This is a genomic window from Chelatococcus albus (assembly GCF_030067675.1).
Taxonomy (GTDB): Bacteria; Pseudomonadota; Alphaproteobacteria; order Rhizobiales; family Beijerinckiaceae; genus Chelatococcus_A; species Chelatococcus_A albus.
On the sequence record NZ_JASJEV010000011.1, the window covers coordinates 75,313 to 97,682 of the forward strand.

At 67.9% G+C, this 22,370-nt stretch carries 18 protein-coding genes; 12 read left to right on the forward strand and 6 right to left on the reverse strand.

Annotation, left to right across the window (positions count from 1 at the left end):
• The first annotated feature begins 25 nt into the window (after positions 1–25).
• From QNA08_RS15650 to QNA08_RS15665, 4 genes are all read left to right on the forward strand, one after another.
• A complete protein-coding gene (locus QNA08_RS15650) occupies positions 26–2,203 on the forward strand; it encodes an ABC transporter permease (RefSeq protein WP_283741658.1) in 2,178 nt (725 codons plus the stop codon).
• A gap of 112 nt (positions 2,204–2,315) precedes the next feature.
• Positions 2,316–3,383 (forward strand): ABC transporter ATP-binding protein, encoded by a 1,068-nt coding sequence (locus QNA08_RS15655; protein ID WP_283741659.1) that lies wholly within the window; start codon positions 2,316–2,318, stop codon positions 3,381–3,383.
• A gap of 535 nt (positions 3,384–3,918) precedes the next feature.
• Complete coding sequence (locus QNA08_RS15660; protein WP_283741660.1) at positions 3,919–5,229, forward strand: porin; 1,311 nt, start codon at positions 3,919–3,921, stop codon at positions 5,227–5,229.
• Positions 5,230–5,882: 653 nt separating this feature from the next.
• Entirely contained in the window at positions 5,883–7,148 is a 1,266-nt protein-coding gene (locus QNA08_RS15665; RefSeq protein WP_283741661.1) for a porin, read from the forward strand.
• 101 nt (positions 7,149–7,249) lie between these two features.
• Here the strand turns inward: QNA08_RS15665 and QNA08_RS15670 are convergent, their stop codons facing one another.
• Both QNA08_RS15670 and QNA08_RS15675 read right to left on the reverse strand, forming a co-directional pair.
• Complete coding sequence (locus QNA08_RS15670; RefSeq protein WP_283741662.1) at positions 7,250–8,137, reverse strand: alpha/beta fold hydrolase; 888 nt, start codon at positions 8,135–8,137, stop codon at positions 7,250–7,252.
• A 35-nt stretch (positions 8,138–8,172) separates the two neighbouring features.
• The gene (locus tag QNA08_RS15675; protein ID WP_283741663.1) at positions 8,173–10,269 is read right to left on the reverse strand and encodes a lytic transglycosylase domain-containing protein; all 2,097 of its coding nucleotides are present in this window, start codon (positions 10,267–10,269) and stop codon (positions 8,173–8,175) included.
• Between the two features lie 226 nt (positions 10,270–10,495).
• Here QNA08_RS15675 and dapA point away from each other — a divergent pair, with 226 nt between their 5' ends.
• Together dapA and smpB are read left to right on the forward strand one after the other, a co-directional pair.
• Positions 10,496–11,389 carry a 4-hydroxy-tetrahydrodipicolinate synthase gene (gene dapA, locus QNA08_RS15680; RefSeq protein ID WP_283741664.1) on the forward strand — a complete coding sequence of 298 codons (894 nt, stop codon included), beginning with the start codon at positions 10,496–10,498 and terminating at the stop codon, positions 11,387–11,389.
• A gap of 4 nt (positions 11,390–11,393) precedes the next feature.
• Positions 11,394–11,867, forward strand: a complete 474-nt coding sequence (gene smpB / locus QNA08_RS15685; RefSeq protein WP_283741665.1) for an SsrA-binding protein SmpB — start codon at positions 11,394–11,396, stop codon at positions 11,865–11,867.
• Positions 11,868–11,917: 50 nt separating this feature from the next.
• Here smpB and QNA08_RS15690 read toward each other — a convergent pair whose 3' ends face one another.
• Both QNA08_RS15690 and QNA08_RS15695 read right to left on the reverse strand, forming a co-directional pair.
• A complete protein-coding gene (locus tag QNA08_RS15690; protein WP_283741666.1) occupies positions 11,918–12,553 on the reverse strand; it encodes a uracil-DNA glycosylase in 636 nt (211 codons plus the stop codon).
• A 27-nt stretch (positions 12,554–12,580) separates the two neighbouring features.
• Complete coding sequence (locus tag QNA08_RS15695) at positions 12,581–13,264, reverse strand: LabA-like NYN domain-containing protein (RefSeq protein ID WP_283741667.1); 684 nt, start codon at positions 13,262–13,264, stop codon at positions 12,581–12,583.
• Positions 13,265–13,737: 473 nt separating this feature from the next.
• Between QNA08_RS15695 and QNA08_RS15700 the strand changes: the two genes are divergently transcribed.
• Entirely contained in the window at positions 13,738–13,878 is a 141-nt protein-coding gene (locus QNA08_RS15700; RefSeq protein WP_283741668.1) for a hypothetical protein, read from the forward strand.
• A gap of 84 nt (positions 13,879–13,962) precedes the next feature.
• Here the strand turns inward: QNA08_RS15700 and QNA08_RS15705 are convergent, their stop codons facing one another.
• Together QNA08_RS15705 and rpoZ are read right to left on the reverse strand one after the other, a co-directional pair.
• Entirely contained in the window at positions 13,963–16,167 is a 2,205-nt protein-coding gene (locus tag QNA08_RS15705) for a RelA/SpoT family protein (RefSeq protein ID WP_283741693.1), read from the reverse strand.
• Between the two features lie 190 nt (positions 16,168–16,357).
• Complete coding sequence (rpoZ, locus tag QNA08_RS15710) at positions 16,358–16,747, reverse strand: DNA-directed RNA polymerase subunit omega (protein ID WP_283741669.1); 390 nt, start codon at positions 16,745–16,747, stop codon at positions 16,358–16,360.
• A gap of 172 nt (positions 16,748–16,919) precedes the next feature.
• Here rpoZ and fabD point away from each other — a divergent pair, with 172 nt between their 5' ends.
• From fabD to mltG, 5 genes are all read left to right on the forward strand, one after another.
• The gene (gene fabD, locus QNA08_RS15715; protein WP_283741670.1) at positions 16,920–17,876 is read left to right on the forward strand and encodes an ACP S-malonyltransferase; all 957 of its coding nucleotides are present in this window, start codon (positions 16,920–16,922) and stop codon (positions 17,874–17,876) included.
• A gap of 14 nt (positions 17,877–17,890) precedes the next feature.
• The gene (fabG, locus tag QNA08_RS15720) at positions 17,891–18,628 is read left to right on the forward strand and encodes a 3-oxoacyl-[acyl-carrier-protein] reductase (RefSeq protein ID WP_283741671.1); all 738 of its coding nucleotides are present in this window, start codon (positions 17,891–17,893) and stop codon (positions 18,626–18,628) included.
• A 285-nt stretch (positions 18,629–18,913) separates the two neighbouring features.
• The gene (locus tag QNA08_RS15725) at positions 18,914–19,153 is read left to right on the forward strand and encodes an acyl carrier protein (RefSeq protein ID WP_283741672.1); all 240 of its coding nucleotides are present in this window, start codon (positions 18,914–18,916) and stop codon (positions 19,151–19,153) included.
• 88 nt (positions 19,154–19,241) lie between these two features.
• Positions 19,242–20,504, forward strand: coding sequence for a beta-ketoacyl-ACP synthase II (fabF, locus tag QNA08_RS15730; protein ID WP_283741673.1), 1,263 nt, complete (start codon positions 19,242–19,244; stop codon positions 20,502–20,504).
• Between the two features lie 394 nt (positions 20,505–20,898).
• The gene (mltG, locus tag QNA08_RS15735) at positions 20,899–22,302 is read left to right on the forward strand and encodes an endolytic transglycosylase MltG (protein ID WP_283741674.1); all 1,404 of its coding nucleotides are present in this window, start codon (positions 20,899–20,901) and stop codon (positions 22,300–22,302) included.
• The last annotated feature ends 68 nt before the right edge of the window (positions 22,303–22,370 follow it).

The window sequence follows — 22,370 nt, forward strand, 5'->3', positions numbered from 1 at the left end:
CATCCTCTTGGACATGGAGGGCGGGATGACCCGCGCGTCCATCATCTGGCTCGTTCTCGGCTGGACTGGCTTTGCCGTTCTTCCCTGGTACATGGTCGCGGACCTGTCGGGCTACCCGACCGCCGCGGCTGCGCCGGGGTTGGTGCTGGCCCTGAGCGGGCGCGCCTGGTGGCTCCTGCCGCTCCTCCTGCCGCTCGCCGTCGCCGCCTGGCCGCTCGCCGGGCGCCACGGCCGCGAGGAGGGCGGGTGGTGGCTCGTCGCCGCGGGCGCTCTCGGTCTCGCCCTCCTCGCGATCCAAGGCTTCGCCGTCGGTCTCGAAGGATGGAACGCGGCCTGGCTTCGCGAACTGCTCGGCGCGCCCGGCCCGCAGCAGCGGGGCATGGGCTTCGGCGCGGCGCTTCTCGCGCTCGCCTCCCTCATGACCCTGTGCCATGGCCTCGCCGCGCGGGGCTGGTGCCGGGGCGATGCCTTCGTCGTCTCGGCGATCGGGCTGATCGTGGCCCTCATCACGGTCTTCGTCTTCCTTCCGGTGCTGACGATCCTCGTGAGCGCCTTTCAGGACAACGCGGGTCGTTTCGCGCCGGGTGAGTTCTTCGCCAAGTTCATCGATCGCTCGGTCTGGGGCCTCGACTGCCTGACGTCGGACCTGCGCTGCGGCGTCGCGTGGAACACGTTGTTCCTTGCCGTCGTCGTGGGCGTGGGCACGACGGTGCTCGGGCTTGCCTTCGCACTCATCGCAACGCGCACGGCCTTCCGCTTCAAGGGCCTGTTGAGGGTCCTGAGCGTCCTGCCCATCATCACGCCGCCCTTCGTCATCGGCCTTGCCCTCATCCTCATGTTCGGCCGCTCCGGCTCGGTGACGGCGCTTCTCGCCGACTGGTTCGGCGTCCCGCGTTCGCGCTGGATCTACGGCTTCTGGGGCATCTTCATCTCGCAGCTCCTCGCCTTCACGCCCATCGCCTTCCTCGTTCTCATCGGCGTGGTGCAGGGGATCAGTCCCTCGCTGGAGGAGGCTGCCCAGACGCTGCGCGCCAGGGCCTGGACGACGTTCCGCACCGTCTCTCTGCCGCTGATGCGCCCGGGCCTCGCCAACGCCTTCCTGCTCGGCTTCGTCGAGAGCATGGCCGACTTCGGCAACCCCCTCATCCTCGGCGGCAACTACGAGGTGCTCGCCACCAAGATCTTCTTTGCGGTGGTCGGCGCCGCCCACGACCAGTCACGGGCCGCCGTGCTGTCGATCGTCCTGCTCGCCTTCACGCTCGGCGCCTTCTGGGTGCAGCACGCCTGGCTCGGCAAACGCGTCTACACGACGGTGACGGGCAAGGGCGACGCCGGGCTGCCGCCGCCCCTGCCGCGCGGCGTCGCCGTCGCCTGCTACGCCACCGCCGTGCCCTGGGCGATCTTCACCTTCATCGTCTACGCCATCGTGCTCGTCGGCGGCTTCGTCCGCTCCATGGGGCGCGATTACACGCCGACGCTCGAGCATTTCCTCACCGGTTTCCGCATCGAGACGACGGAGCGGGGCCTCTTCTTCTCGGGCTCCGCCTGGGATTCCTTCTTCGCCACGCTGAAGGTGGCCGCGACCGCCGCGCCGCTCACGGCCGCCATCGGCCTGCTCACCGCCTATCTCCTCACGCGCCAGCGCTTCGCCGGGCAGCGCGCCTTCGAGTTCGGCACGCTGCTGAGCTTCGCGATTCCGGGCACCGTGGTGGGCGTGTCCTACATCCTCGCCTTCAACGTGCCGCCGATCGAGATCACGGGCACGGGCTTCATCCTCGTGATGTGCTTCGTCTTCCGCAACATGCCGGTCGGCGTGCGCTCCGGCATCGCCACCATGAGCCAGATCGACAAGAGCCTCGACGAGGCTTCGCTGACGCTCGGCGCGCGCTCCTTCACGACGGTGCGGCGCGTCGTGCTGCCGCTCCTGCGCCCGGCGATCGTGGCCTCGCTCGTCTACAGCTTCGTGCGCGCCATGACGGCGGTGAGCGCGGTGATCTTCCTCGTTTCGGCCGAATACAACATGGCGACGACCTATATCGTCGGCCGGGTCGAGGCGGGCGAGTTCGGCCTCGCCATCGCCTATTCCTCGGTGCTCATCGGCGTCATGCTTGTTGCCATCCTGATGATCCAGGTGGTCGTCGGCGAGCGCCGCCTCGGTCGCCGCACCGCCGGCGCCCTCGCGGTCCAGGGAGCGGCGGCATGAAACCGGCAGGTTGGCCGCACGGCAACGTCGCCGCGGGCATAGGGCGCAATCAGCCCTGGGCAATGGGCAGGACGCCTGCGCCCCGTCGTCCGAGTGAAGGGAAGTCGATCCGATGATGAAGTCCGGTCCCGCCTCCGTCGAGTTCCGCTCGGTCACGAAGCGCTATGGTGCCGTGACCTCCGTGGACGACGTGTCCTTCACCATCGCGCCCGGCACGCTGGTGACGCTGCTCGGCCCCTCCGGCTGCGGCAAGACGACGACGCTCAGGCTCATCGCCGGCCTCGAGATCGCGAGCGAGGGGCGCATCCTCATCGGCGGCAAGGACGTGACCTTCCTCTCCGCCGCCGATCGCGACGTGAGCATGGTGTTCCAGTCCTATGCCCTGTTCCCGCACATGTCGGTGCTGGAGAACGTGGCCTACGGGCCGACCGTCCAGGGCATGCCGAAGGCCAAGGCCCATGCGCTCGCCATGGAGAAGCTCGCCCTCGTCGGCCTTGCGGGGCTCGAGCGGCGGGCGCCGTCGGAGCTCTCCGGCGGGCAGCAGCAGCGCGTGGCCGTGGCGCGCGCCCTCGTGCTGGAACCGCAGGTGCTGCTCTTCGACGAGCCGCTGTCGAACCTCGACGCCAAGCTGCGCCGGCGCGTGCGCGAGGACATCCGCGAGCTGCAGCTGAAGCTCAACCTCACCGTCGCCTACGTGACGCACGACCAGGAGGAGGCGCTCGCCGTCTCCGACCGCATCATCGTCATGTCGAACGCCCGCATCGCCCAGAGCGGCACGCCGCATGAACTCTACGAGGAGCCGGCGAGCCTCTTCGTCGCCGACTTCATCGGCGACGCGAATCTCGTCGATGCCCTGGTGGTGGAGGAGCGGGAGGAACGCGCCCTCGTGCGCGTCGGCGGGCTCGACCTCGACCTGCCGCGGCGCGGCGCGACGCGCGGGCCGGTGAAGCTCGCCGTGCGGCCGGAGGCGATCCTCCTCGCCGGGGCCAAGCCCGCACGCCCCGCCATCGCCGCCCGCATCGCCAAGGCGGCCTATCTCGGCAAGCACCTCGAATACACCGTGGAAAGCCCGCTCGGCGAACTCTTCGTCATCGACCGCGTGAAGAACGAGCCGCTCGTTGCCGGCGCCGACGTCTGGCTCGGCTTCGCCGATCGCGACGTGACCATCGTGCCGCTGTGAGCGCTGCCGGGGCAACTCCCTCGCCCCGGCAGCGCCGCCCCGGGCTCCGTGAAGTGGCCGGCAGGTTCTGCGTCCATGATGGCCGGGGGCGCTCGGGGAACCGAAGCCTGAATCAGCCGCGTCGGCTTGTGCCGACGTTGCCCGAAGGGCAGGGGATTCGCCGTCCTCGGATACCTGCGAGAGGCGTCCTGCGGGCGCCGCGTCGGGCCGCCCGTTTACGCCCTGTTTAGGAAAAGCGGCTGTGGCGGGGTGCTTCGTGCCCTTTCTGCAACAGCCCCTGCACAAAGCAGCGTCTGGAGCCGTTCCAGGCCCTCGTTCCGGTTGATCGGGAAGGGTGCCTCGATCATGGTGACCCTGCGACGGGGGCACCCCAGTCGCACCGAGTCTATCGGCATTCTCACCTCGCAACGGGCGAGGATGGCGACGGGCTCGAAAGACAAGGGGAAAAGGGGCTTCGCTGGCCTGGGACCGTGAGGGACCGATCCAGAGAAGACAGAACCCGCTCCCGAAGGGTCTCGAAACTTTGGAGGTCAGAATGAAGCTCGTTAAGAGCCTTCTGCTCGGTTCCGCCGCCGGTTTTGCCGCGGTGGCCGGCGCTCAGGCTGCCGATCTTCCCATGAAGAAGGCTGCGCCTGTCGAGTACGTGCGCGTTTGCTCCACCCACGGTGCGGGCTTCTTCTACATCCCCGGCACGGACACCTGCATCCGCATCGGCGGCCGCGTCCGCGCCGAGTATCGCTACCAGGAGCCGCTGTGGTCGGTCCCCGGCAATGGCCGCAACGTTGACGCCATCGGCTTCCGCGCTCGCGGTCGTCTGAACGTCGACGCGCGCACCAGCACGGCCTATGGCACGCTGCGCGCCTTCTTCCGCTATGAGCTCACCTCCAACACCGGTGTGTACGGCGGGAACTCGGCGCGGCTCGACAAGGCCTTCATCCAGTGGGCCGGCATCACGGCAGGTGCTACGGCGTCGTTCTTCGACTTCTATGCCGACGACCTGAACTGGTCGACCGGCCCGCTCGCGGGCTTCGGCTCGGATAACGGCACCACGAACCTCCTCGCCTACACGGCGACCTTCGGTTCGGGCTTCTCGGCGACCCTGTCGCTCGAGGATCGCAACCAGCGCACCGTCCAGGGGGCCGGCTTTGCGAACTACGCCCAGGCTGGTGAGCGTGTTCCGGACGTGGTTGCCGCTCTCCGCGTCGACCAGGGCTGGGGTTCGGCTCAGCTGTCGGGTGCCGTGCACCAGCTGAACTCGACCAACATCGGTGCGGGCTTCGTCGGCGCCGGCGTCGGCTCGGGCGCGCTCGGCTCGCGTTCGGACACCGAGTACGGCTTCGCCGTCCAGGGCGGCGTGAAGGTCAACCTGCCGCAGCTCGCCCCCGGCGACGTGCTCTGGCTGCAGGCTGCCTATGCTGATGGCGCGCTCAACTACCTCGGCGTCGGCTCCGGCACGACGATCGGCGCGCTCACCGGCACGGCGACCGATGGCGTCCTCGTCAACGGCGACATCAAGAAGACCAAGGGCTGGAACGTCACCGCTGCGTTCCAGCACTACTGGACGCCGTCCATCCGTCAGGCGCTGTTCGGCACCTACACCTCGATCGACTTCTCGAGCAGCACCGTTGCTGCCACGACGATCGGTGGCGTTCCCGCGCTGCGTGACTTCAAGGTCTACTCGATCGGTTCGAACCTCATCTGGTCGCCGGTCTCGGCCTTCGACATCGGCGTCGAGGTTCTCTACTCGAAGCTCGATCCGAGCGGCCGTGTCGCCGTCGCGCCGGGCCGCACCCGCGGTTCGGAGGACGTGTGGGAAGCCCGTCTCCGCCTCCAGCGCGACTTCTGATCGGTCAAACCGGTCTGAATTCGGGAACCCCGGCGCCCTGCGCCGGGGTTTTCGTTTGTCTCGCAGCATGATCGGGCCATGGCCCTTGGAGATGCGGTCGAACCGCCGACCGGACGGGGGCGTCCAGGGCCCTTCCGCAGGGGGGGCTGCTCTCGGCCTTCCCAGGGTCGGATCGGAACCCGCCAAGGCAATGGCGCGCCGGCGGGCGCCGATGCCCCTCTCGGCAACGACCGGCCCTGATCCCCGTATCAGAATGCGAGGGCGGGAACGCGCGATCTCTTGCCTGCGCCGCGCAAGGGCAGTTGCTCCGTCGCGGACGCTTCGTCGCCGACGTGCGGGACGCCCCCAGTAGTGCCGGCTGATTCCGCGTTGATCTTTGCCGGGCCGCCGATCGTATCCTATTTTTGAACTATTCTTGATTAATCGTGCTGCGTTTGCTGCCTGGATGCAAAGCAATTGCAAGCGGTTTGGGCGGGAGACATAAGGATATCGTCAGGATCTGTTGCGCTCGCGTCACGATAGGTATGTCGAATGCTTGATGGAGCATTGAGCGGCGCATTCTGCTGTTGGCCAACGTTCCTCGATCGGCGAAGGTCGATCCGCGCTGATGGCACGGGGGGCACGCAGCCATCGGATTTGAGGAGCCAATGATAATGCGCGTGGTCTCTTACTCTCTTCTCGCCTCGGCCGCGGCATTGGCCTCGGTCGGTCTCGCCTTGGCGGCGGATCTGCCGATGCGCAAGGCGACGCCGGTCGAATATATCCGCGTATGCGCTACGCATGGGGAGGGCTTCTTCTATGTTCCCGGCACCGATACCTGCCTGCGCATCGGGGGACGCGTGCGCGCCGAGTATCGCTACAGCGAGCCGTTGTGGGACGTGCCCGGGAACGGACGGGCGAAGGATGCGATCGGGTTTCGTGCGCTCGCGCGCCTCAACATCGACGCTCGCACCGACACGGCCTACGGCACGCTACGTGCCTTCTTCCGCTATGAGCTGACCGCCAACACCGGCGTATACGGTGCCAGTACGGCGATCCTCGACAAGGGCTTCATCCAGTTTGCCGGCATGACGGCCGGCGTCGCCCAGTCGTTCTTCGATTTCTATGCCAACGAGTTGAATTGGGGCGGCAGCTACGGCTCGGACGCCGGCCAGACGAACCTGCTCGCCTATACCGCAACCTTCGGCTCGGGCTTCTCAGCCACTCTTGCGGTGGAGGACCGCAACCAGCGGCTCACCGATGCAAACTACGTCAACGGCGTTGGAGCCGCGGTGCCGGCGCTCAATCCGGCCGGCGAGCGCGTGCCCGACGGCGTGGCGGCGCTGCGCGTCGACCAGTCCTGGGGCGCCGCCCAACTGTCGGGCGCGGTGCACCAGCTGAACTCGGTCTATCTCGGTCCGGCCGGCAATCGCGTCGATACGGAATACGGCTTCGCTGTCCAGGGCGCAGCGCAGGTCAACCTTCCTGCCCTCGCGCCCGGCGACCAGCTGTGGGTGCAGGCCGCCTATGCGGATGGCGCCATCGGTTATCTCGGTGTGGGCCCGACGACGATCGGGCCGGTCTCCGGCTTCCTCACCGATGGCGTGGTCGTGGGCGACACCGTCAAGAGGACACAAGGCTGGGGCGTCACTGCCGCCTTCCTGCACTACTGGACCCCTTCCGTGCGCCAGGCGCTGTTCGGCAATTACACGGCGGTCGACTATTCGGCCACGGCCACCGCGCAGACCGGCTTCGGCGACTTCAAGGTCTGGTCGGTCGGCTCCAACGTCATCTGGTCGCCGGAGAAGGATTTCGACATCGGCGTGGAGGTTCTCTACACGAAGCTCGATCCGCGCGGTCGGGTTCTCGTGGCGCCCGGCGTGACCAGGAGTTCGGCCGACGCCATCGAGGCGCGCATCCGCTTCCAGCGCGACTTCTGATCGACCTGCCCGGTCCGCATGCAAACCCCGGCGCATGCCGCCGGGGTTCTTCGCCGGACGTGGGCGCAGACCGCGGCGGCGCAACCGGTGGTCCTGTTCGTTCAGGTCCGCTCGACGTGGCCCACGAAGCGGCGGATGCGGTTGATCATCTCTGTGTCGGAGGTGAGGGGGGCATGCCCCTGGTCCGGGACGACCACGGCCTCCAGATGCGGGTGGCGGCCCTTCATCGCTTCGAGTGTCGCCTCCGAGAGCAGGTCGGAATTGGCCCCCCGCAGCACCAGGACGGGCACGTCCTTCAGGCCGTCGAAGAGAAACCACAGCGCCGGCAGCGGTGCCTCGAGGTCGAGGATCTCGAGCGTCTTCATCAGGGCGGGGTCGTAGGCGGGCGTCAGGCGGCCATCGACGCGTCGCCAGGTGCGCCGCGCCATCGTGTGCCACTGCGCGGCCGTGAGCTTGGGGAACTGAGCGTCGAGGAGCCGGCGCAGGATGTCCACGCCCTCGTCGAAGTCCCGAGGCGTGGGCAGCTTGCCGATGTAGCCCCGGATACGGATGAGGCCCTTGGCGTCGATGACTGGCCCGACGTCATTGAGGACCGCCCCGCGGATGGCGGCGGGCCGCGCCGCGGCAAGCGCCATGGTGAGGAGACCGCCGCGCGACGTGCCGATGAACACAGCCTCCGTCACCCCGGTTGCGCTCAGGACCTGCATCAGGTCGTCGAGCTCGACGCGGAGGTCATAGTTGCGCCAGTTGCGGTCGTATTCGGACAGGCCCCGGCCGCGATAATCGAGTGCCAGCACCCGGCGTGGATGTTTGGCGTCACCGGCGAGCGCCAGCGCGAGCTCGTGGAAGTCGGCCGCGGTGCGGGCGAGCCCCGGCAGGCAGACGACCGGCAGGCCGTTGGCGCCATTGGCGGGGTAATCTCGCACGTGCAGCTTCAGGCCGTCCCGTGCCGAGAAGAAGCGGCTGTCGAAGCCCCGCTCGTCGTCCATCGTTGCGTTCCTGCCGTGCGGTCCACGGCGCGGATTTACCGGTCGGGCGAGCCGCGGCGCAAGTCGCTCTCGATGAGGAGGGCCGTGCGCTGGCCGAGGCGGTGACGATAGACCTGCAGGTTCTCCATCACCCGCTGCACGTAGTTGCGCGTCTCCGAGAAGGGGATTCGCTCCACCCAGTCGACGGGATCGACCTTGCCGGAGCGGGGGTCGCCGTAGGCGGCGATCCATTTCCGCACATTGGCGGAGCCCGCGTTATAGGCCGCGAAGGTGAGGATGTAGGAGCCCTTCCACTCCTCCACCAGCTCACCGAGGTGGGTCGCGCCGATCCTGGCGTTGTAGGACGGGTCGCTTGTCAGCTTGTTGACGTCGAAGCCGATGCCGAAACGGCTTGCCGTACGCTTGGCCGTGGCCGGCATGAGCTGCATCAGGCCGCGCGCGCCCGCGCTCGACACGACCTTGGGGTCGAAGGCGCTCTCCTGGCGCGCGATGGCAAAGACCATCGGCTTCTCGACCGGCTCGCCCGCCGGCTGGAACGACGGCAGCCCCATGGTCGGGAAGGCCGCCGTGTCGAGGGGATAGCCACGCTGCACGGCCGTCTTGCCGACGAGGAGGAGGGCGCGGGCGTCCTTGAAGCCGACGGCGATATCCGCGAGTGCGTCGAGCTGGGCGGGCTCGGCGAGGCGCTGCGCCAGATCGGCGAAGAGCGGAATGGCGAGATCGCGCATGTCCGCCTGATAGGCGATGCGGATGGCGCGCACAGTCTCCAGCCGCTCAAGGGCGGCATTGGCCGCAGCCCCCGCGTCCGGCGCGCGGCGCAGGGGCACGTCACGCAGGCCGAGCCTCATGCGCGCGAGCTGCCCGTAGTAGGTCACGGCGTGCTTGGCCGCGCGCTCGTAGAAGTGCCGGGCGTCGCCGTTCTTCAGTTCCTCGGCGGCCCGCCCCTGCCAATAGGCAGCACGCGCCACCGAGATCGGCGTCTCGGCAAACTTCGCGGCGCTGGCGAAATGGCGCGCGGCGGTCGCAGGATCGTCGAGGAAGCGCAGTGCGATCCAGCCGGCATGGAATTCTGCCTCGATCCGGTTCGCATCGCTCTCGGCGGCATGGTCGCGCGCCACGCGATAGGCGGCCCGTGCGTCGCCATCGTCGAGGAGCGCGCGCGCGATGATCCGCCGCTCGGTCCACCACTCGTCGCCGTCGACGAGGAGCTTGGCGTCGCGCGGCACATCCGCCAGCACCTTGGCCGCCTCCGCCGGCTTGTCCTGGCGGCGCAGGTATTGGGCCCGGGCGAAGAGGTAGGAGGGGTCGGAGCGAAGGCTCGCCGGCACCGCGTCGAGGGCGGCCGCAGCGTTGCCAGCCTTGCGGCCGACCGCGACACGCGCCTTGGCCAGAAGCACATGGTCCGGGCCGGCAAAGGCGGCGACGCGCAGCGCCGCCTCCCATTCTCCCTTGAAGAGAAGGCGCTCCATCCGCTGCCGATGGTCGGCGCGCGTGAGGACATTGCGGAACTCCTCCCGGATCCGATCCTCGAGCTCCTTGCCGAGGGCATCCTCGCGCCAGGCCTCGCGCACCAGGGCCGTGGCCTGGGATTCGACGCCCTGTTCCTTCAACGCGAGGGCGAGCGCCACCTTGCCCGCCGCGCTCACCGGCTTGTTGGCGGAGAGGTAGGAGCGTACGGTGGCGGCGGGCCGGGCCTCCTTCAGGAGCGCCTCCTCGGCGCGTCGCCGCGTCGTCGTCGCGGCCGGCCAGCCCGGATGCTCCCTGAGGAAGGTGGTGATGCGCGCAAAGCCGAGCGCCGCGCCGTTGTGGCGGATCGCGACCCATTCGAGCAGTCCGCGGGCGGCGGGATCGCGAATGGTCGCGGCGAGCTTGTCGCCCTCGACGATGTCGCCGTCCCGGTAACAGGCGATCGCCTGCTTGAGTTGCTCCATATCGAAGCTGCCGAGGCGCGCGCCGGAGGCATCGCGCGGGGCGCCGCCGTTGCGCTGCGGGAGTGAGCCCGTCACCTCATCGCTCTCCGCCGACGGAATGGCGCCCAGCGTCCAGCCCAGCCGCTCGCTCTCGGCGCAGGCGGTGACGACGGCCAGGGTCACGAACGCGGTGGACGCCAGCAGGCGCGTCAGCGGCTTCATCAGGCGTACTCCTGGAACACAAAAACAGTGGGGCATCAGCCTGCGAGCCTTCAGTCTCGGACCAATCCTGTTGAGGAAGTGCTAACCAACGCCGGACGGCGTCGGACCCTTTGCGCTACGGTGCGCGAGCGGCTATGTGTTCCTTTCCCGTGCGGCCGCCCGGCCGGAAGCCACGATAACACGATACGACAGCGAGATCTCGCGGGACGCCGCGGGGAGCCAGAGCATGACGACACACCGCCTCTTCAAGGGTTCCTTCACCGCCCTCGTGACGCCGTTCAGGAACGGCGGACTCGACGAGGAGGCCTTCCGCGCCCATGTCGACTGGCAGATCGAGAACGGCACGCACGGCCTCGTACCCGTGGGCACAACCGGTGAGAGCCCGACGCTGAGCCACGACGAGCACAAGAAGGTCGTGGAATGGTGCATCGCCGAGGCGAAGGGGCGCGCGCCCGTCATCGCCGGCGCCGGCTCGAACAATACGCACGAGGCGATCGACCTCGCCCGCCACGCCGAGAAGGCGGGGGCGGATGCCGTGCTCGTCGTCACGCCCTATTACAACAAGCCGACGCAGGAGGGACTTTTCCAGCATTTCAAGGCGATCAACGACGCCGTCGGTATTCCGATCATCATCTACAACATTCCCGGCCGCTCGGTGATCGACATGTCGGTCGACACCATGGCGCGGCTCTACGAGCTGCCCAACGTCTCCGGCGTCAAGGACGCGACCGCGAACGTGGCGCGCGCCAGCCTGCAGCGTCAGGCGATGGGGCCCGATTTCAACCAGCTTTCGGGCGAAGATGCGACCGCGCTCGGCTTCATGGCGCACGGCGGCCATGGCTGCATCTCGGTGACGTCGAACGTCGCGCCGAAGCTGTGCTCGGAGTTCCAGAGGGCCTGCCTGAAGGGCGACTATGCCGTCGCACTCGCGATCCAGGACCGGCTGATGCCGCTGCACACGAGCCTCTTCCTGGAAACAAATCCCTCGCCCGCCAAATATGCGCTGTCGCTGCTCGGCCGCATGAGCGACGAGGTGCGTCTGCCGATGGTGCCAGTCTCCGAAGCGACGAAGAAGGCCGTGCGCGAGGCGATGATCCACGCCGGCCTCATCAACGGGTGACGTCATGTCGGCTGGCGGCAAGGGGGCCGTCCGGGTCGTCGCCGACAACCGGAAGGCCCGTTTCAACTACGAGATCGTGGAGACCTTCGAGGCGGGCCTTGCGCTGACGGGCACGGAGGTCAAATCGCTGCGCGAGGGCAAGGCGACCATTGGCGAATCCTACGCCGGACCCTCCGGCGAGGAGATCCTGCTGTTCAATGCCAATATCCCAGAATACCTGCAGGCGAACCGCTTCAACCACGAGCCGCGCCGGCCGCGCAAGCTCCTGCTGCACAGGCGCCAGATCAACAAGCTGATCGGCGCCACCCAGCGCGAGGGTTTCACCATCGTGCCGCTGCGGGTCTATTTCAACGAGCGCGGCCGCGCCAAGATCGAGATCGCACTGGCGCGCGGCAAGAAGCTTCACGACAAGCGCGAGACCGAGAAGAAGCGCAGCTGGGAGCGCGAGAAGTCGCGCCTGATGCGCGAGAAGGGCTGAGCCCTTCGCCCGGTCCGTGGCCGTGGGGTTCCGGTCGCGGGCCGGCCGTCCTAATTGGCAGCGCCGAGAAAGCTGCGCACCCGGGCAAAGACCGCCTTGAACATCGTGGGCGTCAGCACGCCCGTATTGGTGTTGTAGCGAGAGCAGTGGTAACTGCTGAAGAGGCGCACCCTGCCGATGTCGTGCTCGGCCCCGTGGCCGAAGACGACGCGCGAAGGGGTGCGGCCGAGCGCCCGTACCGTCGAGTCGTGGGCGATGCGCCCGAGGACGACGATGGCCCGCAGCTCGGGCAGGCGGGCGATGGTCTCGGCGAGAAACGACCGGCAGGCGACGATCTCCGCGCCGGTCGGCTTGTTTTCAGGCGGCACGCAGCGCACCGCGTTGGTCAGCATGGCGCCGGTCAGCTCGAGCCCGTCGTCGCGCGAGGCAGCGTAGGTGCCGCGAGCGAAGCCGAACTCGATCAGCGTTTCGTACAGGAGGTCGCCGGCATAGTCGCCCGTGAAGGGCCTGCCCGTGCAGTTGGCGCCGCGCAGGCCCGGCGCCAGCCCCACGATGAGCAGGCGGGCGTCGCCCGCACCGAAGGACGGGACGGGCGCGTTGTGCCAGCCCGGCTCGCGCGCGCGCCACGCCTCGCGGAAGGCGACGAGGCGCGGGCACGTCGGACAGTCGCGGCCGGGGTCGATCATCGTGGACCTTCGATCGGCGACGGGCGATCAGCCTTCGCTGGTATCGTCGTCGACCGCCGGGGAGGGCTGCCGGATTCCGTAGCGGCGTTCGAGTGCCGGTCCGCGCGGGCGCGGGCCTTCGTAGCGCTCGCCGCGCTCCTCGAAGCCGCCGGCCTGCATGCGCTGCTGCATGCGCTCGGCACGTTCCGCCGGATCGCGGCCGATCTTTGGAGCGAGCTGCATGATCTCCATGAACTCGTCGGCCTGCCGGCGCAACTCGTCGGCGATCATGGGCGGCTGGGTCGAGATGGTCGAGACCACCGACACGCGCACGCCGCGACGCTGCATGGCCTCGACGAGCGAGCGGAAGTCGCCGTCCCCGGAGAACAGGATCATCTCGTCGATGTAGGGGGCGAGCTCGAGCGCGTCGATGGCGAGCTCGATGTCCATGTTGCCCTTGACCTTCCGCCGGCCAGTGGAATCGACGAACTCCTTGGTCGGCTTGGTGACCACGCGGTAGCCGTTGTAATCGAGCCAGTCGATAAGCGGGCGGATCGAGGAATACTCCTGATCCTCTACCAGTGCCGTGTAATAGAACGCCCGAACGAGGCGGCCGCGTCCCTGGAACTCTTTGAGAAGCCGCTTGTAATCGATGTCGAACCCGAGCGTCTTGGTCGTGGCGTACAGGTTCGCTCCGTCGATGAACAGGGCGAGACGTTGCGGTTGTGTCATTAGAACAGTACTCGGTTGCTCATTGCGGAATGGCCGCACCCTTGGCCGATGGAAGCTAGACGAAATCGGATCGAGCCGGTCGGTATTGGGGCACTACTACTATTGCCGACATCGGCCACAATTCGGCCCTGGACGTCTCGTGTGAGAAGTAGAGCGATCGTGTCGAGATCTCGTCAAGGATCGCAATGAGACCCATCGCTTGATCTTTACCGAAGTTCACCAGCAAGGTTAACGGTGGCGAGATGTCGCGCGGATCGGGCGACCCCCATGGGAAGATCCGCGGTTATCCGGTCTGACGGGCGAAATTGCGGCTCACGGCGGGTGGCCGCGAAATCACGGCGCGACCCGGGGCCCCCGCCGGGACGGCGGTCGCGGCGCCCTGCCGCGGTCGGCTTCGGGGGCGCTGCCGGCGGCGCCGGTCGTGACGGAACCGCGACGGCGCTGCGCGCCATGCGGGCGGGAGGGAGCCGGTCATGGATGGCACCGACGGCGCGGAACTCGGCGAGAACGTCGTCAGGGGGAGCATGGAAGCTTTGCAGATTATCCCAACTCTAAGCTTCCTAGCCCAGGTATTCCGATTTGTCATTCCCGACGAGCCTGCTGCCGGCACATGAGTGGCCCGCAGCCATTGCCCATTCACCTCGGGCCTTTCCCCGTTGCCCTGCCATGTCGCGCAGCCAGCGACGATCCGGCACCGCTCAGCCCGTGACACGCTCCACCTTGCTGACGATCGGCTTGGCGCGCAGCTCGCCGATGATGGCGTTGAGGTGCTTCAGGTCCCACACCGAGACGTCGATCGTCAGATCAGTGAAGTCCTGCGTGCGACGGCTCATGTTGATGTTGTCGATATTGCCGTCGTGCTCGGCGATCACCTGCGTGATCTGCGCGAGCGTGCCGGGCTCGTTGATCGATTCGAGAGCGATGCGTGCAGGGAATCGCTGCGGATTGGCGTCGTCGACGTCCCAGCGTACGTCGAGCCAGCGGTCGGGCTCGTTCTCGAAGGCGGCGAGAGCCGGCGACTGGATGGGATAGATGGTGATTCCCTCGCCGGGAGTGAGGATGCCGACGATGCGATCGCCCGGAACCGCGCCGCCCCGTGGCGCGAAGCGCACGGGCAGGTCGCTGTTGAGCCCGCGGATCGGAATGGCGCTGCGGCCTTCGGCCGGCGCACCGCTCTCCGGGACCTTGAACTTGAAGCCGCCTCCCTTGACGCCGAACCAGCCCTGGCCGGTGGCGCCCTCGGCATTGGGCTTCTTCTCCTCCTTGAAATCGGGGTAGACGGCCTTCACCACGTCTCCCGAGAACATCTCGCCGCGCCCCACCGCCGCGAGCACATCGTCGGTCGATGCCCGCGCGAGGCGGGGCAGGGCGGCCTTCAGCTTGTCGTCCGAGAAGGCCTTGGCGGCGCGCTCGAAGGCGCGCTCCAGGATCTGCCGGCCGAGGCCCGCATATTGCCGGCGCACGGCCGCGCGCGTCGCCCTGCGAATGGCGGCGCGTGCTTTGCCGGTGATGACGAGCGACTCCCAGGCTGCGGGCGGCACCTGCCCCTCGGCCCGCACGATCTCGACCTCGTCGCCGTTCTGCAGCTGGGAGAGCAGGGGGGCGATGCGCCCGTTGATCTTGCAGCCGACGGCGGTGTTGCCGACGTCGGTGTGCACGGCATAGGCGAAATCGATCGGCGTCGCGCCACGCGGCAGGGCGATGAGGCGGCCCTTGGGCGTGAAGCAGAACACCTGGTCGTGGAAGAGCTCGAGCTTGGTGTGCTCGAGGAATTCCTCGGGGCTGTCGCCCTCGGCCAGGAGATCGACGGTGCGCCGCAGCCACTGGTAGGCGCGGCTTTCGTTGGCGAGCGTCGAACCGTCGCCGGTCCGCCCTTCCTTGTAAAGCGCGTGGGCGGCGATGCCGTATTCCGCGATATTGTCCATCTCCTCGGTGCGGATCTGCAGCTCGACGCGCTGGTGGCCCGGGCCGATCACCGTCGTGTGGATGGACCGATAGTCGTTCTGTTTGGGCGTGGAGATGTAGTCCTTGTAGCGACCAGGCACCATCGGCCAGGTCGTGTGCACGACACCGAGTGCGCGGTAGCATTCGTCGACCGTCTTCACGATGACACGGAAGCCGAAGATGTCGGACAGCTGCTCGAAGGCGACGGACTTGCGCTCCATCTTGCGCCAGATGGAATAGGGCCGCTTCTGCCGTCCCCGCACCACGGCCTCGATGCCGCGCTCGGACAAGCGGGCGCTGAGGTCCTTCTTGATCTGTTCGATGAGGCGGCCGTTCTTGAGCGTCACCTCCTCGAGGCGTTTGGTGATGGTCTCGTAGGCCTCGGGCTTGAAGTAGCGGAAGGACAGGTCCTCCAGCTCGTCCCGCATCTCCTGGATGCCCATGCGCCCGGCGAGCGGGGCGTAGATCTCCAGCGTCTCCTCGGCGATGCGCAGGCGTTTTTCGGGCGGCACGTAGTGCAGCGTGCGCATGTTGTGCAGCCGGTCCGCGAGCTTGACGAGCAGCACGCGCACATCGGCGGCGATAGCCAGCAGCAGCTTGCGGAAGTTCTCGCCCTGTGTCGCCTTCTTGGACACGAAGTCGAGCTTCTTGATCTTCGTCAGGCCGTCGACGAGCGCGCCGATCTCGGGGCCGAAGACGCGATCGATCTCCTCCCGCGTCGCCGCCGTGTCCTCGATGGTGTCGTGCAGCACGGCGGCCACGATGGTGGCGTCGTCGAGCTTGAGGTCGGTGAGGATCGCGGCGACTTCGAGGGGATGGGAGAAGAAGGGATCGCCCGACGCGCGCTTCTGCGACCCGTGCGCCTGCATGGCATAGACATAGGCGCGGTCGAGCAGGCCTTCATCCGCGTTGGGATCGTAGCTCTTGACCCGCTCGACGAGCTCGTATTGCCGCATCATGGGGCGCATGGGCGGACGAAAGACCTCCCCTCTCGTGTTTCTGAAAATTTATCATGACGATAGGCTACGGCGGCAAGCTTCGGCACGGCGCCTTCGCGTCGCAGGGCCAATGCAAAAGCCCGGCACAAGGGCCGGGCTTTCTTCATAATCCCTCGCGGGAGCGCTGCAAGCAGGCAGTCCCGCCCGCGGCTCACTCCTCGTCGTCGCTCTCGGCCGGAGGCACGAGACCTTCGAGACCGCGCAGCAGGTCCTCCTCGCTCATGCGATCGAACTGCACCTCGCTGTCGTCGCTGCCGGCACCCTCCACGGTCGTGCCGATGAGCGGCACGGCGTCCGCCTCCGGCTCGTCGACCTCGACATATTTCTGCAGCGAATGGATGAAGTCTTCCTTGAGGTCCTCGGGCGTGATCGTCTGCTCGGCGATCTCGCGCAGGGCCACGACGGGGTTCTTGTCGCGGTCGCGCTCGACCGTGAGCTGCGAGCCCTGCGAAATCTGGCGAGCGCGATGGCTCGCGAGGAGCACGAGCTCGAAGCGGTTATCGACCTTGTCGATGCAATCTTCGACGGTGACGCGAGCCATGGTGAGGGCTCCTTCTCGCACAGGCTGATTGTAACGGATTGAAGGGCGTGACTACACCGTGGCGCCGTCGAGCGCAAGCGTATCGGGGAGAACCGCGCCGGAATCGCGGCCCGCGCTTGACATGCCGCCCGGGTCCATGCACTGCGGCGCGACTTTTCGAACGGAGTTGTCGATGTCCGTCGCATTCACCTTTCCGGGGCAGGGCAGCCAGGCCGTCGGCATGGGCAAGGCAATCGCCGAGGCGTTCCCGCAGGCGCGCGCCGTCTTCGCGGAGGTGGACGACGCCCTGTCGCAGAACCTGTCGCGGCTGATGTGGGAAGGGCCGGCCGAGGAACTGACGCTGACCGCCAATGCGCAACCGGCGCTCATGGCGGTGAGCCTCGCCGTGCTGCGCGTGCTCGAGGCGGAAGCAGGGCTTGATCTCGCGCGTGACGTCGCCTTCGTCGCCGGGCACTCGCTCGGTGAATATTCGGCCCTGGCGGCGGCGGGAACCTTCACCATTGCCGATACGGCGCGCCTCCTGCGCATCCGCGGCGACGCCATGCAGAAGGCCGTGCCGGCCGGCGAGGGGGCGATGGCGGCCCTTCTCGGGCTCGAGTTCGAGGCCGCCGCCGAGGTCGCGGCGGAGGCTGCCCGCAGCGGCGCCGCCGGCGACATCTGCGAGGCAGCGAACGACAACGGCGGTGGCCAGGTCGTCGTCTCCGGCCACAAGGCGGCGGTGGAGCGGGCCGTCGCGCTCGCGCCGCAGCGCGGTGCCAAGCGCGCGATCCTCCTGCCCGTGTCCGCGCCCTTCCATTGCGCCCTGATGCAGCCGGCCGCGGAGGCCATGCGCGCCGCCCTCGCGGAGGTCGCGCTCGCAGCGCCCAAGGTGCCGGTGGTCGCAAACGTAGCGGCCAGTGCCATCAGCGACCCCGACGCCATCCGGGACAGCCTCGTGCGCCAGGTCACCGGTACGGTGCGCTGGCGCGAATGCGTCGCCTATATGGCGGATCAGGGCGTTGATTCATTCTATGAGGTCGGGGCCGGCAAGGTCCTGACGGGGCTTGTGAAACGCATTGCCGTCGGCGCGCAGGGCATTGCCGTCGGCACGCCCGAGGATGTCGCCGCCTTCAAGGCGGCGCGCGCCTGACAACGGAGGACTTCATGTTCGATCTGAGCGGACGCAAGGCGCTCGTCACCGGCGCCACGGGCGGCATCGGCGGTGCCATCGCCAGGGCGCTGCATGCCCAGGGCGCGGAGGTCGCCTTGTCCGGCACGCGGCGCGAGGCACTGGACGCGCTCGCCGGCGAACTCGGCGGCCGAACCCACGTGGTGCCCGCCAACCTCTCCGACAAGGAGGCCGTGGAGGGCCTGGTGCCCGCTGCCGAGGCGGCGATGGGCGGGCTCGACATCCTCGTCAACAATGCCGGCATCACGCGCGACAATCTGTTCATGCGCATGAAGGACGAGGAGTGGGAGGCGGTCGTCGCCGTCAATCTCACCGCATCCTTCCGCCTGATGCGCGCCGCGGTGAAGACGATGATGCGCCGCCGCTACGGGCGCATCGTGTCCATCGGTTCCGTGGTCGGGACGACTGGCAACCCGGGGCAGGGCAATTACGCGGCCTCCAAGGCCGGTCTTGTCGGCATGAGCAAGGCGCTCGCGGCCGAGGTGGCGAGCCGCAACATCACGGTGAACTGTGTGGCGCCGGGCTTCATCGAGTCGCCGATGACCGACGCGCTCAATGACAAGCAGCGGGAATCGATCCTGGCGAACGTGCCGGCGGGGCGGCTGGGCACGGGGCGCGATGTTGCCGCCGCCGTCCTCTATCTCGCCTCCGAGGAAGCCGGTTACGTCACCGGTGCGACTTTGCATGTCAACGGCGGAATGGCAATGATCTGAAGGTGTTACGGCCTGTATCGGAATCAGGTTGAGAGCTCTTTTCTGCCTCTCGCCATCCCGATCGGGGTATGTTAACAACCGTTCACACCTGTCTCGCCGCCGGGCGCCGCAAGGCTTTGCGGTCCCGGCGCAGGCGGGGGCGCTGAGGCAGCCTGCGCAAGGCGCGGGCGATGCGGACGAGACGGTCGCCGGCCGGCCGCGCTCCGCGCCGAACAGCACCGAGCTTTCTCTTGTCCTGGGACGTGCCGTCCGAGGACCTCCGACGAGTGGAACGAGGACGAAGCAATGAGCGATATCGCCGAGCGCGTGAAGAAGATCGTTGTCGAGCACCTGGGCGTCGACGCCGAGAAGGTGACCGACAACGCCAATTTCATTGACGATCTCGGCGCCGACAGCCTCGACACCGTCGAGCTCGTCATGGCGTTCGAGGAGGAGTTCGGCGTCGAGATCCCGGACGATGCGGCCGAGACGATCGTCACGGTCGGCGATGCCATCAAGTTCCTTGAGAAGAACGCCTCGGCGTAAGCATCGATCGCGCGGAGCGCCCCGGGATGCTGTAGCATCGGGAGTGTCCGCGCGATTTTTCTGTCTGCGGCAGTGATTTGAGCGTTCGATGAGACGAGTCGTCGTCACCGGTCTTGGTATGGTTACGCCGCTCGGATGCGGCGTGGAGCCCACCTGGCAGCGCCTCATCGCGGGCGAAAGCGGAGCATCGAAGGTCGAGGCTTTCGACGTGTCCGACCTGCCCTGCCGCATCGCCTGCCAGATCCCGCGCGGCGACGGCTCGAACGGAACCTTCAATCCCGACCAGTGGATGGAGCCGAAGGAGCAGCGCAAGGTCGATCCCTTCATCGTCTATGCGATGACCGCGGCGAGGCAGGCGCTGGACGATGCCGGCTGGCATCCTGCCTCCTACGAGGATCAGGTCTCGACCGGCGTGCTCATCGGCTCCGGCATAGGCGGCATCGGCGGCATCTACGACGCCTCCATCACGCTCGCCGAGAAGGGGCCGCGGCGCATTTCGCCGTTCTTCATCCCGGGCCGTCTCATCAATCTCGCCTCGGGCTACGTCTCGATCGAGCACGGACTGAAGGGGCCGAACCATTCGGTCGTCACCGCCTGCTCCACGGGCGCGCACGCCATCGGCGACGCCGCCCGCCTGATCGCGCTGGGCGATGCCGACGTCATGGTGGCGGGCGGCGCCGAGTCGCCGATCAATCGCCTGTCGCTCGCAGGGTTTGCCGCCTGCCGGGCGCTCTCGACGGGCTTCAACGAGGAGCCCACGCGCGCCTCACGCCCCTATGACCGGGATCGCGACGGCTTCGTCATGGGCGAGGGCGCGGGCGTGGTCGTGCTGGAGGACTACGAGCACGCCAAGGCGCGCGGCGCGAGGATCTATGCCGAGGTTGTGGGCTACGGCCTGTCCGGCGACGCCTATCACATCACGTCGCCCTCCGAGGACGGCGACGGCGCCTATCGCTGCATGCAGGCGGCATTGAAGCGCGCCGGGCTGTCGGCTGCCGACGTCGACTATGTCAACGCACACGGCACCTCGACACCGCTCGGCGACGAGATCGAGCTGCGCGCCATCGAGCGGCTGGCCGGCAATGCCGCCGGGCAGCTTGCGATGTCGTCGACGAAGTCGGCAGTGGGCCATCTGCTCGGCGCCGCCGGTGCGGTCGAGGCGATCTTCTCGATCCTTGCCATCCGCGACCAGATCGTTCCGCCGACGCTGAACCTCGACAATCCCTCCGTCGAGACGGCCATCGACCTCGTGCCGCACCAGGCCAGGAAGCGCGAGATCGAGGTCGCCCTGTCCAATTCCTTCGGCTTCGGCGGTACGAACGCCTCGCTCGTGCTGCGGCGCATGGCCTAGCTCACGGAGCGCCTGGACTGAGCAGTCCAAGCGCGCGAGGATGATTGCGGTTGGCGAGCTGCGGCCGCCGGTCGAAGGGTGGTATTGCGCGCTTGCGCCCCGTGCTTCGACGTGGAAGCGGGTACCGGCTCGCTTTCGCCATAATCCGCGTTAGGGTTACGGCGCCGGCTGGGCCAAGCGGTCGCCGGTGAGTCGCGTCCGGCGGGGACCCCGGTTCAACGGTGCGCTCCGCAGGGTCGAGGCTTTTTGGTTGGGCGCCGGCGGGCAGTGTCGTTCGGGGCCGGACCAGGAGTGGATCGAGGAGTCGTGGCCGGCTCTCCGCCAGCGAATGGATGACATTCGCCGGCAGTTGGCTGCAAGGCCCGGCCGTTTTCGAAGGAAGCCGAGCCATCTGATGGCTGACGACAATCACGACGCACTCGCTGAACGCGACAACGATCATTCCGGCGAGCGTGCCGCAGCGCCACGCGTCGCGCCCCGCAGCCCGAGCGAAGCGATCAAGCCCATGGCGGCGCCTCCACCGCCGCCGAAGACGGTTCGTCGGCGGCGCGGCGGCTTCCTCTCGGCCCTCAGCGGATTCTTCACCTTCCTCGCCGTGGCGGCCCTCGGCGTCGGTGGGGCCGTCTATGTGGGAAAGCGCCAGTTCTCGACGCCGGGGCCGCTGGCGGAGGACAAGGTCGTCATCGTCAAGGGCGGCAATCAGGCCGTGGCCGAGACGCTGCAGCGAGAGGGCGTCATCTCGCAGCCGATGCTCTTCGTCATCGGCCTGCACCTGTCCGGCGCGAACGACGACATCAAGGCGGGCGAGTACCTCTTCAGGCAGGGCGCCAGCATGCGCGACGTGATGGACACGCTCGTTGCCGGCCGGACCGTGCTGCACTCCATCACCATTCCCGAGGGGCTCACCAGCGAGCAGATCGTTGCGCGGCTGATGGAGATCGACGTTCTGACCGGCGAGGTCCGTGAGCCGCCGCGGGAAGGCAGCCTCCTGCCCGAGACCTACAAGGTGCCGCGCGGCACGACCCGCCAGTCGATCATCGAGCGAATGGCGCAAGATCAACGCAAGGTCGTCAACGAGGTCTGGGCGCGCCGCTCGCCCGAGCTGCCGATCAGGACCCCGCACGAACTCGTCACCCTCGCCTCCATCGTCGAGAAGGAGACCGGCCGTGCCGACGAGCGCACGCGCGTCGCGGGCGTCTTCATCAATCGCCTGCAGAAGAAGATGAAGCTGCAGTCGGACCCGACCATCGTCTACGGCATCGTGGGCGGCAAGGGTACGCTCGGTCGCGGCATCCTGAAGAGCGAGATCAACCAGGCCACGCCCTACAACACCTACGTGATCGACGGCCTGCCGCCGGGGCCCATCGCCAATCCGGGCCGGGCGGCGCTCGAGGCGGCGGCCAATCCTTCGCGCACCAGGGATCTCTACTTCGTGGCCGACGGCAACGGCGGCCACGTCTTCGCCGAGACCCTCGACCAGCACGCGAAGAACGTTGCTCGCTGGCGGCAGATCGAGGCGCAGAAGGCGGCGGCGGGCAAGGCGGATACCGCGGTCGACCGCGTCGATCCCACCAAGGACGATGTGCGCGGCGATGCCCCGGCCGTGCCGGCCGGTGCGGCCGCCTTCGCACCGACCGGCGTCGAAACCTTCCCCGTGCCGGCCGGCCGCCAGCCCGGCGGCAAGCCGGGGCAGCGCAGCCGCGCCTTCGACGCGTCCGAGGGCACCGACAGGGACCCGCTGCGCAACAAGACCTACGACCTCAACTCGCCGAAAACGGTGCCCGCCATCCGTCCGTGACGGAACGGCCCGCGGCCCCGGGGGCGAGCGTCAAGCACCTCGGAAGTGGCGGCCGACGCCGTGCGGGA